Here is a 13,466-nt window from a genome sequence, read left to right as displayed (position 1 = left end):
ACTTATCAGGTGGGACCCGTGGCCGTGGCCGGCGCAGGAGAGGGCGCCGCGACTGACCCGGGTGCAGTGGAAGGAGTGCACCATGGACCGCTGTACAGGCCGCAACGACGCGGCGTCTGTGTTGTTCGGCGCAGTGCCCCTGCGCTTTCACGGGCCACCCCAGGGCCTGATATGCGGCGCTCCCGGCGCCACCCCGGTACGGCGTTCACTCGTCATCTTGCCGTCCCTGTCGCGTCTTTCCGTTTTCGTTCGTTCATCGTCCGCCACGCCGTTGCAGCGTTGCCGTTTGCATGTGGTTCCGAGTCGTTTTTCTTTCGCACCGAGGAAATAACAACATGGCCACCTTGACCATCATCAGGACAGACCTGGATTTCATCCTCCAGCAGATTCGCATCTCCGAGGCCCACGCCGCCGGCACGCCGCTGCTCGACCTGGTGGGCAACCCGCTGTTGCCCTGGGGCCTGCGCACCGTCGACGGCACCTACAACAACCTGGTCGCCGGCCAGGAACACTACGGCTCGGCCGACCAGGTCATGCCGCGCCTGCTCGACCCCGAGTTCATCGACGCCGAGAACGGCATCGACGGCCCCGGCTCGCCACCCGGTTTCCCCGGTTCGAACACCCAGACCTCCTACGAGCAGACCAGCGGCTACGTGGTCGACTCGCAGCCACGGACCATCAGCAACCTGATCGTCGACCAGAGCCTGGGCAACCCGGCGGCGGTGATCGCCGCGCTCGACTACGCCGGCTCGGAAGATTCCTTCGGCGACGCGCAACTGGTGGCCGCCGCCAATGCCGGGGCCAAGGCGGCCGCCGCTGCCGCCCTGGCCGCCAATGGCCAGGTCGCCGCCAGTGCCGCGACCCTGGCCGCCTCCGATGCCGCCGCCTCGGCCGCCGCCGCGAACGCCGCCACGGCCCAGGCCACGGCCGCTGCCGATGCCCAGGCGCACAGCAACGCAGTGGCCACCTCGAATGCTGCCTATGCCGCGCAGACCACGGCGTTCAACGCCTACATCGCCGCGCTGGCCACCCCGGATGCCGCCGACGATGGTCCGGCGCTGACCGCTTTCGTCAGTGCCGCCTCCACCGCGTCGGCCGCCGCGGCCACTGCCGCCGCCCTGGGCGAGGCGTCGCTGGCCTCCAATGCCGCGGCCTCGGCCGCTACCGCCGATGCGTCGGCCGCCGCCGCGCAACTGGCCACCGACAGCGCCGCCCACGACGCCGTGCTGGCCAACGCGACCGCCTCGGATGCCGCCGCCAGCGCCGCGGCGGCCAACCTGCAGCAGGTGCTGGACGACTTCGGCATCGTGGTCGAGAACGGCACGGTGGTGATCCCCAACCTGGCGCCGGACGAAGGCCTGAGCGCGCCGTTCAACTCCTGGATGACCCTGTTCGGCCAGTTCTTCGACCATGGCCTGGACCTGGTCAACAAGGGCGGCAGCGGCACCGTGTACATCCCGCTGCAACCGGACGACCCGCTGTACGTGCCGGGTTCGCACACCAACTTCATGGTGCTGACCCGCGCCACCAACCAGCCGGGGGCGGACGGCATCCTCGGCACCGCCGACGACGTGCGCGAGCACGTCAACCAGACCACCCCGTTCATCGACCAGAACCAGACCTACACCTCCCACGCCTCGCACCAGGCCTTCCTGCGCGAGTACGTGCTGGTCGACGGCAAGCCGGTGGCCACCGGGCACATGCTCGAAGGCGAGAACGGCGGCCTGGCCACCTGGGCCGATATCAAGGCCCAGGCCCGGGAGATGCTCGGCATCAACCTGACTGACGCCGACGTGACCAACGTGCCGCTGCTGGCCACCGACCAGTACGGCCAGTTCATCCGTGGCGAGAACGGCTTCGCCATGCTGGTGCGGCCGGGCAACCCGCCGATCGAGGTGGAGGGTGATCCGCTGAACCCGATCAGCACGGTGGGGGCGGTGCGCACCGGCCATGCCTTCCTCGACGACATCGCGCACAACGCGGTGCCGGTGGTGGTCGGCGGGCAACTGGTGGCCGACGCCGATGGCGTGGCCGGCAACGCGGTGGCGGTCAATCCGCAGAGCGGGCGCAACCTGGAGTACGACAACGAGCTGCTCGACGCCCACTACATCACCGGCGACGGCCGCGGTAACGAGAACATCGGCCTGACCGCCGTGCACCACGTGTTCCACGCCGAGCACAACCGCCTGGTGGAGGCCAACAAGGCGACCATCCTGGAGACTGGCGACCTGGCGTTCATCAACGAGTGGTTGCTGGTGCCGGTCAGCAGCGTGCCGAGCGACGCCGATGCCCTGGTGTGGAACGGCGAGCGGCTGTTCCAGGCGGCGCGTTTCATCAACGAAATGCAGTACCAGCACCTGGTGTTCGAGGAGTTCGCGCGCACCGTGCAGCCGCTGGTGGACCTGTTCACCTTCTCCAACACCATCGACATCAACCCGGCCATCGTCGCCGAGTTCGCCCACGTGGTGTACCGCTTCGGCCACTCGATGCTGAACGAGACCGTCGACCGCCTCGGCAATGACATGCAGTCGAACGACATCGGCCTGATCGAGGCCTTCCTCAACCCGATCGAGTTCACCCAGGGCGGCACCCTCAGTTCCGAGGAAGCCGCCGGGGCGATCATCCGTGGCATGATCCGGCAGACCGGCAACGAAATCGACGAGTTCATCACCGAGGCGTTGCGCAACAACTTGGTGGGGCTGCCGCTGGACCTGGCGGCTATCAACATCGCCCGGGGCCGCGACACCGGCATTCCGTCGCTGAACAATGCTCGCGCGCAGTTCTACGAAATGACCGGCGACAGCCAGCTCAAACCCTACGAGAGCTGGACCGACTTCGCCCTGAACATCAAGACGCCGGCCTCGATCATCAACTTCATCGCCGCCTACGGCACCCATGACAGCATCACCGGCACCCTGGAGCAGAAGCGGGACGCGGCCATGGCCCTGGTGATGGGCGGCGAGGGCGCCCCGGTGGACCGCGAAGCCTTCCTCAACGGCACCGGGATCTATGCCGGCAACAAGGGCGGCCTGAACCTGGTGGACTTCTGGATCGGTGGCCTGGCCGAGGCCAAGATGCCCTTCGGTGGCATGCTCGGCTCGACCTTCAACTTCGTCTTCGAAGTGCAGATGGAAAACCTGCAGAACGGCGACCGCTTCTACTACCTGAGCCGCACCCAGGGCATGAACCTGCTCAACGAGCTGGAGGGCAACACCTTCTCGGCCTTGGTGATGCGCAACACCGACCTGGGCAACCCCAACGCCTCGCACCTGCCGGGCAATCTGTTTCAGTCGGTCAACCACATCCTCGAACTGGACATGGACCGCCAGCAGTTCGCCGACCCGGTGGGCAACAACCCGGTACTCAATGCCTTGAATCCGCTGGTGATCCGCCGCGACCTGGATGGCGACGGCGACAATGACTACCTGCGCTACACCGGCGGCGACCACGTGGTGCTCGGCGGGCGTGACGACGAGAACGACACCCTGATCGGCGGGGCCGGCGACGACACCCTGTGGGGCGACGGCGGCAACGACGTGCTCGAAGGCGGCTACGGCATCGACCACATTCATGGCGGTGCTGGCGACGACATCATCACCGACATCGGCGACGCCGACGTGATCCACGGCGATGACGGCCACGACGTGATCCACACCGGCCCGGGCCTCGACCTGGTGTTCGGCGGGGCCGGCCAGGACTTCATCTACGGCGGGCCGGATGGCAAGGAGATTTTCGGCGGCCGCGACAACGACTTCATCTTCAGTGGCGACGGCCCGAGCTTCATCCTCGGCAACGAGGGCGATGACTGGATGGAGGGCGGGGCGGGCTTCGACACCCTGGCCGGGGACAACTCCGAGCTGTTCTTCAACAGCCCGATCATCGGCCACGACGTGATGAACGGCGGCGGCAACGACAACGACTACGACGGCGAGTCCGGCGACGACATCATGTTCCAGGGCCCCGGCATCCACCGCAACGAGGGGATGTGGGGCTTCGACTGGGCGATCCACAAGAACAGCCCGGTGGGCGCCTATGCCGACCTGGCGATCCCGATCTTCACCTCGGTGGAGGCCGATATCCTGCGCAACCGCTTCGACCAGGTCGAAGGCCTGTCGGGCTGGCGCCACAACGACATCCTGATCGGCGACAACCGCGGCGAGGACGATGTGGCCGGCGAAAACTCGCTGGTCAACCACGAGCTGACCCAGTCCGGGGTGGACCGCATCGCCGGCCTCGAAGCGATCCTCGGCAGCGCCGCCAACCCACGGCCCAACCCGCTGAACGCCAACGACCCGCTGGTGTTCAACGGCGGCAACATCCTGCTCGGCGGTGGCGGCAGCGACACCATCACCGGGCGCGGTGGTGACGACTACATCGACGGCGACAACTGGCTGAACGTGCGCATCAGCGTGCGCAGCAAGACCGACCCGAACGTCGAGCTGTTCAGCGTCGACAGCCTGGCGGAGATCCAGGCGCGGATGTTCTCCGGCGAGATCAACCCGAGCCAGCTGCACATCGTCCGGGAAATTCTCAACGGCAACCAGGAAGGCGACATCGACACCGCGGTGTACACCGGCGCCTTCGCCAACTACGAGATCATCGAGAACTTCGACGGCACCTACACCGTGGTCGACAATGTGGGTAACGACGGCACTGACCTGATCCGCAACATCGAGCAGCTGCAGTTCGCCGACCAGTCGATGTGGCTGGTCGACCGGCCGGCAGTGGGCACGGTGACCATCGACGACGGCACCCCGGCGGAGAACCAGCTGCTGACCGCCACGGCGGCCATTACCGACCCCAACGGCACGGCGGACGCGGTGTTCGTCTACACCTGGCAGGCCGAGGTGGCCGGGGTCTGGACCAACGTCGGCAGCGGCCCGACCTTCCAGCCGGGCGATGCCCAGGTGGGCCTGGCGCTGCGGGTGGTGGTGACCTTCAACGACGACTGGGGCAACCCGGAAAGCGTGATCTCGGCGGTGACGGCGGCCGTGACCAACGTCAACGATGCACCGACCGGGCTGCCGACCATCAGCAACACCTCGCCCTCGGTCGGTCAGGCACTGATCGCGTCCACCGCGGCGCTTGCCGATGCCGATGGCCTGGTGGGCGTGACCTTCGCCTACCAGTGGCAGGCCGGCACCGGCAGCACCTTCGCCAACATCGTCGGTGCCACCGCGCAGACCTTCACCCCCACGGCGGCCCAGGCCGGGCAGCAGGTGCGCGTGGTGATCAGCTACACCGACAACCGCGGCACCCTGGAATCGGTGACCTCGGCGGCCACCGCCCTGGTGGCCAGCGCGGTGATCATGGGCACGGCGGGCAACAACACGCTCACCGGTACCAGCGGCGATGACATCATCTTCGGCCTGGGCGGCAATGACGTGCTCAATGGCCTGGCCGGCAACGACACCCTGGACGGCGGTGCCGGCAACGACACGCTGGACGGTGGCCTGGGGGCCGACACGCTGTTGGGCGGGGCGGGCAACGACACCTATGTCGTCGACAACCTCGGCGACCTGGTGGTCGAGGGGCAGGGCGGTGGGACCGATACGGTACAGACCACGCTGTCGAGCTACGCCCTGGGCGATAACGTGGAGAACCTGACCTTCACCGGTGCCGGCAGCTTCACCGGGTTCGGCAACGGCCTGGCCAATACCCTGACCGGTGGTTCGGGGAACGACAGCCTGGACGGCGGGGCCGGCAACGATCGCCTGGTCGGTGGCGTCGGCAACGACAGCTACTACGTCGACACGGTGGGCGATGTGATCGTCGAAGCCACCGGGGGCGGCATCGACACGGTGTTCTCCACCGCAGCACTGTTCACCCTGGCAGCCAATGTGGAAAACCTGGTGCACACCGGCAGCAACGCCACGGTGGTCAACGGCAATGGCCTGGGTAACGTGATCCAGGGCGGGGCGGGTAACGACACGCTCAACGGCCTGGGTGGCGATGACACCCTGCAAGGCGGCGCCGGCAACGACACCCTGGACGGCGGTGCCGGCAACGACACGCTCGACGGTGGCCTGGGCAACGACACGCTGCTGGGCGGGGCGGGCAATGACAGCCTGAGTGGCGGTGATGGCAACGACACCCTCGATGGCGGGCTGGGCAATGACCTGGTCAGCGGTGGTGCCGGTGATGATGCGATGAACGCCAGCCAGGGCAACGACATCTTCGTGTTCGGTGCGGCGTTCGGCAACGACAGCATCACCGGCTTCGATGCCGTGGCCACCGGCGGGCAGGACCTGCTGAACCTGGCCTACTTCAACCTGAATGCCGCGACCTTCGGCAGCCGCGTCAACATCGCCGATGCCGGCAATGACGTGCTGGTGACGGTCAACGGCGCGGACGGCGGCAGCATCCGCCTGGTGGGGGTGACGGACCACACCTCGGTGACCATCGCCGACTTCCAGCTCGCATGAGGCAGCGCACTCCCTGGCGTTCGGGGTGCGCGCAGTAGGCCAGGGCCGACGCCAGGTTGATCACGACGCATCGTCCGGAAGGTCGATGCGTCGTGGTTTTTGGCCACTGATGTAACAAAAGATTGCGAGAAAGGCGGGTTGTCATGCTAACGTCCGCCCGCTTCAACGCTTCCTTCACACTGATGATCTGGAGTTTCAATGTCGATCAAGGACCCGATCCTGGCAGCTCTGCTTGCCGCATCCCTGTCTCTTTCCGTTGCCCACGCCGCGCCTGAAACGGCCCCTGCCGAGCCCGTCGTGGCCGAGCAGGACGACGCCCAGGCCGATGACGAGGCACAGTGGCAGACCCCCGAAGAATTCGTCGCCAGCCTGGAATTCCAGCATGGCAAGGTGGTGATCGGCGATGACCTGGCCACCCTGAACCTGCCCGATTCTCTGGTGTTCCTCGACGGCCCGAACGCCGAGCGCCTGCTGGCCGACGCCTGGGGCAACCCGCCGAGCGACGAACTGCCGCTGGGCATGATCCTGCCGGCCGGCATCTCGCCGCTGGCCGATGAATCCTGGGGCGTAACCGTCGAGTTCGAAGCCAATGGCTACGTTTCCGACGAAGACGCTGCCGACATCGACTACGCCGACATGCTCAAGGACATGCAGGCCGACATGGTCGAGTCCAATGCCTGGCGCGAAGAGAACGGCTACGAGTCGGTGCAGCTGGTGGGCTGGGCGGCCGAGCCGCACTACGACGCCGAGGGCAAGAAGCTGCACTGGGCCAAGGAACTGAAGTTCGGCGACAGCGAGACCAACACCCTCAACTACAACATCCGCGTGCTTGGCCGTAAGGGCGTGCTGGTGCTGAACTTCGTCGCCAACATGGACCAACTGGCGGAGATCGAGCAGAACCTGCCGGCGGTGCTGGCCATGACCGAGTTCAACGCCGGCCAGCGCTACGCCGAGTTCGACCCGGACCTGGACACCGTGGCGGCCTACGGCCTGGGTGCGCTGGTCGCCGGCAAGGTGGCGGCCAAGACCGGCCTGCTGGCCCTGCTGCTGGTGCTGTTGAAGAAGTTCTGGATCGTGCCGCTGCTGGCGATCGGCTGGCTGGGCAAGCGCGTCTTGCGCAAGAAGACGCCCCAGACCGAAGCCGTACAGCCCCAGGCCGCTGCCCCGCAGCCGGAGCCTGAGCCTGTCGTTCAACCGCCGGTCCGTACCGTGATGGACCTGGGCAAGCCGGAAGACAGCGACAAGCGCTGAACCACCTCTGTAGGAGCGGCGGTGATCCCATGTAGGAGCCGCGCCCCGCGGCGAATGGCGGCTGTGGCGGGGTGCCATTGAATGCCTGACAAGCTTCGCCCCGGGTCGGGGCTCCCACACCACGTGCGCAACCCCGACCAGCCCGCCAGCCGAGCAACAAAAATGGCCCTGATGAGCCATTTTTTTATGGGGCAAAACCGTCAATGCGTAGCCTGGGTCGAGCGAAGCGATACCCGGGTGAAACGACGCTTACTTGGACAAAAACCGCATGCCGTCTTCCAGGCCCTGCAGGGTCAGGGGGTACATCTGGTCGTCGATCAGCTCGCGGACCAGGCCGGTGGAGGCGGTGTAGTTCCAGGTGTCCTTGGGGTAGGGGTTGATCCAGATCAGGCGCTTGTACTTCTCCATGAAGCGCTTGATCCACACGTAGCCCGGCTCTTCGTTCCAGTGCTCGACGCTGCCGCCGGCCTGGGTGATCTCGTAGGGCGCCATGGCCGCGTCGCCGACGAACACCACCTTGTAGTCGGCGCCGTACTTGTGCAGCAGGTCCTGGGTGGAAAAGCGCTCCGAGGTGCGGCGCAGGTTGTTCTTCCACACCGATTCGTACACGCAGTTGTGGAAGTAGAAATACTCCATGTGCTTGAACTCGGTCTTGCACGCCGAGAACAGCTCCTCGCAGACCTTGATGTGGGCGTCCATCGAGCCGCCGATGTCGAACAGCAGCAACAGCTTCACCGTGTTGCGGCGCTCCGGGCGCATCTGGATGTTCAGCAGGCCCCCGTCCTTGGCGGTGTGGTCGATGGTGCCGTCCAGGTCCAGCTCGTCCTGGGCGCCCTGGCGGGCGAACTTGCGCAGGCGGCGCAGGGCGACCTTGATGTTGCGGGTGCCCAGTTCGACCTGGTCGTCGAGGTTCTTGTACTCGCGCTGGTCCCAGACCTTGGCCGCCTTGCCCTGGCGCTTGCCGGCATCGCCGACGCGGATGCCTTCCGGGTTGAAACCGCCGGAACCGAAGGGGCTGGTGCCGCCGGTGCCGATCCACTTGTTGCCGCCGGCATGGCGTTCCTTCTGCTCTTCCAGGCGCTTCTTGAATTCCTCGATCAGCTTGTCGAGGCCGCCCAGGGACTCGATCTTCGCCCGCTCTTCATCGGTCAGCGAACGCTCGAACTCCTTGCGCAGCCAATCATCGGGGATCAACGCCTCGATGGGCTGGTTGAGGTTTTCCAGGCCCTTGAAATAGGCGCCGAAAGCCCGGTCGAACTTGTCGAAATGGCGCTCGTCCTTCACCAGGATGGTGCGCGACAGGTAGTAGAACTCGTCCATGTCGGCGAACACCACGTTGTGCTTCAACGCGTTGATCAGGTCGAGCAGCTCGCGCACCGACACCGGCACCTTGGCTGCACGCATTTCGTTGAACAGGTTGAGCAGCATGCAGGCGATCTCCCGATGACCCGTAGGGTGGATAACGCTCTTTTTATCCACCGTGCCTTTGGGGTGGTGGAAAACGCTGCGCGGTTTTCCACCCTACGACATGTTCCTATCACGCGGTGCCAGGGCTCGCGAGCTAGAGCCAGGCAAGGCGGAATCAGGTGAGGAAGCGCAGTGTACGTTTGTACATGAGCATTCCGAACCTGATTCCAACGCGGCCTGGTCGACGCGCAGCAGCCCGATTTTTAGCGCGAAGCGCGGCGGCTCATGAACGCCAGGCGTTCCAGCAACTGCACATCCTGCTCGTTTTTGACCAAGGCACCGGCCAGGGGTGGGATGGCCTTGGTCGGGTCGCGTTCGCGCAGCACGGCTTCGCCAATGTTGTCGGCCATCAGCAGTTTCAGCCAGTCGACCAGTTCGGAGGTGGAGGGCTTTTTCTTCAGGCCCGGCACCTTGCGCACGTCGAAGAACACGTCGAGGGCCTCGGCCACCAGGTCTTTCTTGATGTTGGGGTAATGCACATCGACGATCTTCTGCAGGGTCTCGCGATCCGGGAAGGCGATGTAGTGGAAGAAGCAGCGGCGCAGGAAGGCGTCCGGCAGTTCTTTCTCGTTGTTCGAGGTGATGATGATGATCGGGCGTTGCTTGGCCTTGATCGTCTCGTTGGTTTCGTAAACGTAGAACTCCATCTTGTCGAGTTCCTGCAACAGGTCGTTGGGGAACTCGATGTCAGCCTTGTCGATTTCGTCGATCAGCAGGATGACCCGCTCCTCGGACTCGAAGGCCTCCCACAGCTTGCCTTTCTTGATGTAGTTGCGAACGTCGTGGACTTTGTCGGAATCCAGCTGGGAATCGCGCAGGCGGCTGACCGCGTCGTACTCGTACAGACCCTGGTGTGCCTTGGTGGTGGACTTGATGTGCCAGGTGATCAGTTTGGCGCCGAAGGACTCGGCCAGCTGCTCGGCGAGCATGGTCTTGCCGGTGCCCGGTTCGCCCTTGACCAGCAGCGGGCGCTGCAGGGTGATGGCGGCGTTGACCGCGAGCTTGAGGTCGTCGGTGGCGACGTAGGACTGAGTGCCTTCGAACTTCATCGGTAAATCCTCGAACGGGTAACGCCCGGGGCAGCCGCCGCGGGTTCACTGTGCTGAAAGGGCGACTATAACGCGCGGCCCCGGCGACTGTGAACGCAGACGCAGCATTCAGTCACTGAATGGCGGGTCACGCCATGAACGCCCCCTGGAATGTCGAAAATGACAAGCGTGCTTTACAGCTTGGCGAGCAACCTGTTAAGTTTGCTTGACATGTTTTTGCCGGAGTCTGCCATGAGCCTTGCTCTTCGTCGTTACCTCGTTCTTTCCACCGTGATGATGCTGCTGTACGTCGCCCTGGTCGCCCTGATCAGCTGGGGCGTGGACCTTGAGGGGTTGCCCTATGCCCTGCGGGTCGTGGCGGCGGCGTCGCCGGGCCTGCCACTGTTTGCCACGCTGTACCTGTACGACCGTTACCTGGGGCAAGAACCGGACGAGTTCCTGCGTTTTCTGCAATCGCGTGCGGCGCTGCTGGCCGGTGGCGCGATGATCTGCCTGATCAGCACCTGGGGATTCCTCGAACAGTACGCCGCGCTGCCGCGATTTCCGCTTACCATGGCGTTCCCCGCGTTCTGGGGAGCTTATGCGGTCGCCGTCGGGGTGCTGCAACGACGTTTCGCCTGAGGAGTCGCGATGCACAACCGTCTGCGTGAACTGCGCGCCGAACGCGGCTGGAGCCAGGGTGACCTGGCCCAGCACCTGGAGGTGTCGCGGCAGAGCGTGAATGCCATCGAGACTGGCAAGTTCGACCCCAGCCTGCCACTGGCCTTTCGTATTGCCCGCCTGTTCGGCCTGCCGATCGAGGCGATCTTCAGCGACGAGCCGCAGGGTTAGCCAGCCGTTGCACCGCGGGTGACGCAGAGCGTGGGAGCCATTGATCGTTCCCACGCTCTGCGTGGGCATGCAGCCCCGGACGCTCTGCGTCCGCTGGGGAGTATCGGCTGGCAGTGGCATCAGGCAGACCGCAGCCCTGTAGGAGCCACGCCCCGCGGCGAATGGTTGGCATGACACGGTCATGTGTGAGACGCCCAAATGCTTCGCCCCGGGTCGGGGCTCCCACAGGAAGCGTATTGCTCGCTCCCACGCTCTGCGTCCGCTGTGGCGTGTCAGTTGGCTAGTCGTTGCTGCCCGGCGGGGCGTTCTCGTAGCGGGTGTTGAACGCCTGGACGAAGCCGTTGCGCAGGATCGCGATGAACGCCTGGAAGGCGCTGACATCCTGCTGGTGCACGTTGCCGCTGAGTTCGACGCGGGTGGCGAACTGGTCCTTGCGCTGGTTCTTCAGCACGGTTTCGCTGCCACCGACCAGGGCTTCCCAGATGGAGCGGAAGAATCCCTTGTCGTCGCGCTCCACATCCTGCTGCCAGTTGAACACGTCGACATCGCGCAGCAGCGGCTTGATGTAGCCACTGAGCTGGCCATTCTCGGCGCTGGCCTCGACCACCAGGTCGCCGCTGCCGGCGTTGAAGTCGAACTTGCCGTAGGCCGAGGAGAAGTCGTTGAGCTGGCGCAGCTCGATACCGGTGGCGCGCACGCGGAATTCGAAATCCTCGAAGTTCTCGAACGGGTCGAACACCGCCGTGGCGTCCAGCGGTGCGTGGCCGAGCAGCAGCGCCTTGCCCTCGAATTCGGCGACCCGGTCGCCGCTGATGTCGGCCACGTTGGTCAGGTTGTAGAGGCTGGCGTTGACCTCGGTGGCGGCGATTTCCACCGGCGGCTGGGAGGTGTAGTTGTGAAAGGCCACCGTGCCGTTCACCACGCGCACTTCGTTGAGGGTGATCGGCAGCAGTTTGCCGAGCTGCTCGCGCCAGTCCACCCCGGCACCGCTCTGGGTGTTTTCTTCCTCGGTGCCACCGTCGACGAAGTTCAGCTCCGGCTGCTCGAACAACACCTCGGCGACGATGCCGTGGTCGTTCCACAGCGCCCGCCAGCTCACCGACAGGTCGATGCCCGGCGCCAACAGCAGCGGCACCGGCACTTCGCCGTCGGTCTTGACGATCTTCAGGCCGTTGATCCGGTAGGCACCGCGCCACCATTCCAGGTCCACGTCGACGATGTGGCCACGGTAGTCGCCCATGTCCGCCAGCTTGTCGTTGAGGTAGTCGCGGATGACGTAGGGCAGGGCGAGGTGGATCGCCAGCAGAAGGGCGGCGAAGCCCAGCAGGATCCATAAAGGAAGGCTGTAGCGGCGTTTCATCGGGGATGTCCGTTCTGTTCGCGTCCTTGCTGTGGACTGCGAAGCGGTGCGTAGAGTTCGACCTGTCTGCGTCTGGACGATCCCGGTCACAGGGCATACGCTGATGGGCTCGCGAATTCACAAGGACATTGCATCATGAGCCGTATCTTCGCCGACAACGCCCAAGCCATCGGCAACACGCCCCTGGTCAAGATCAACCGCCTGGGTCCGGCCGGGGTCACCATCCTGGCCAAGATCGAAGGGCGCAACCCGGCGTATTCGGTCAAGTGCCGGATCGGCGCGAGCATGGTCTGGGACGCCGAGGAGCGCGGCGTGCTCAAGCCGGGCATGACCCTGGTCGAACCGACCTCCGGCAACACCGGCATCGGCCTGGCGTTCGTCGCCGCCGCCCGTGGCTACAAGCTGCTGCTGACCATGCCGGCCTCCATGAGCCTGGAACGACGCAAGGTGCTCAAGGCCCTGGGTGCCGAGCTGGTGTTGACCGAGCCGGCCAAGGGCATGAAGGGCGCCATCGAGAAGGCGGCGGAAATCGCCGGGTCCGATCCGTCCACCTATTACATGCCGCAGCAGTTCAACAACCCGGCCAACCCGGCGATCCACGAGAAGACCACCGGCCCGGAAATCTGGAACGACACCGATGGCGCGGTGGACGTGCTGGTCGCCGGCGTCGGCACCGGTGGCACCATCACCGGGGTGTCGCGCTACATCAAGCAGACCCAGGGCAAGGCGATCCTGTCGGTGGCGGTGGAGCCGGTCGGTTCGCCGGTGATCACCCAGACCCTTGCCGGCGATGAGGTCAAGCCCAGCCCGCACAAGATCCAGGGCATCGGCGCTGGTTTCGTGCCGAAGAACCTCGACCTGTCGATCGTCGACCGCGTCGAGCTGGTCAATGACGACGACGCCAAGGCCATGGCCCTGCGTCTGATGCGTGAAGAAGGCATCCTCTGCGGGATTTCCTGCGGCGCGGCGATGGCCGCTGCGGTGCGCCTGGCCGAAGAGCCGGGGATGCAGGGCAAGACTTTGGTGGTGATCCTGCCGGACTCCGGCGAGCGCTACCTGTCGAGCATGCTGTTCAGCGATATG

General features: G+C 65.3%; 8 protein-coding genes. 5 read left to right on the top strand and 3 right to left on the bottom strand.

Annotation, left to right across the window (positions count from 1 at the left end; genetic code table 11):
- Positions 1–335 precede the first annotated feature (335 nt).
- Together N5C28_RS09730 and N5C28_RS09725 are read left to right on the top strand one after the other, a co-directional pair.
- Positions 336–6,425 (top strand): peroxidase family protein, encoded by a 6,090-nt coding sequence (locus N5C28_RS09730; RefSeq protein ID WP_279821912.1) that lies wholly within the window; start codon positions 336–338, stop codon positions 6,423–6,425.
- Positions 6,426–6,623: 198 nt separating this feature from the next.
- Complete coding sequence (locus tag N5C28_RS09725) at positions 6,624–7,676, top strand: DUF2167 domain-containing protein (protein WP_279821911.1); 1,053 nt, start codon at positions 6,624–6,626, stop codon at positions 7,674–7,676.
- A gap of 249 nt (positions 7,677–7,925) precedes the next feature.
- On the opposite strand, the gene N5C28_RS09720 is transcribed toward N5C28_RS09725, so the two are convergent.
- A complete protein-coding gene (locus N5C28_RS09720) occupies positions 7,926–9,104 on the bottom strand; it encodes a VWA domain-containing protein (protein WP_279821909.1) in 1,179 nt (392 codons plus the stop codon).
- A 242-nt stretch (positions 9,105–9,346) separates the two neighbouring features.
- Positions 9,347–10,192, bottom strand: a complete 846-nt coding sequence (locus N5C28_RS09715) for a MoxR family ATPase (RefSeq protein ID WP_279821908.1) — start codon at positions 10,190–10,192, stop codon at positions 9,347–9,349.
- A 231-nt stretch (positions 10,193–10,423) separates the two neighbouring features.
- Here N5C28_RS09715 and N5C28_RS09710 point away from each other — a divergent pair, with 231 nt between their 5' ends.
- Both N5C28_RS09710 and N5C28_RS09705 read left to right on the top strand, forming a co-directional pair.
- Complete coding sequence (locus tag N5C28_RS09710; protein ID WP_279821907.1) at positions 10,424–10,813, top strand: hypothetical protein; 390 nt, start codon at positions 10,424–10,426, stop codon at positions 10,811–10,813.
- A gap of 9 nt (positions 10,814–10,822) precedes the next feature.
- Entirely contained in the window at positions 10,823–11,023 is a 201-nt protein-coding gene (locus tag N5C28_RS09705) for a helix-turn-helix transcriptional regulator (protein WP_279821904.1), read from the top strand.
- Positions 11,024–11,303: 280 nt separating this feature from the next.
- Here N5C28_RS09705 and N5C28_RS09700 read toward each other — a convergent pair whose 3' ends face one another.
- Positions 11,304–12,383, bottom strand: a complete 1,080-nt coding sequence (locus N5C28_RS09700; RefSeq protein WP_279821902.1) for a DUF748 domain-containing protein — start codon at positions 12,381–12,383, stop codon at positions 11,304–11,306.
- Positions 12,384–12,518: 135 nt separating this feature from the next.
- Between N5C28_RS09700 and cysK the strand changes: the two genes are divergently transcribed.
- Positions 12,519–13,466, top strand: a 948-nt coding sequence (gene cysK, locus N5C28_RS09695; protein ID WP_279821901.1) for a cysteine synthase A, incomplete at its 3' end; no start/stop codon positions are given.

The organism is Pseudomonas sp. GD03944 (genome assembly GCF_029839275.1).
In the GTDB taxonomy this organism is placed as follows: Bacteria; Pseudomonadota; Gammaproteobacteria; order Pseudomonadales; family Pseudomonadaceae; genus Aquipseudomonas.
The sequence above is the reverse complement of the archived record's forward strand: the minus strand, read 5'-3'. Positions and strand labels throughout refer to the sequence as shown.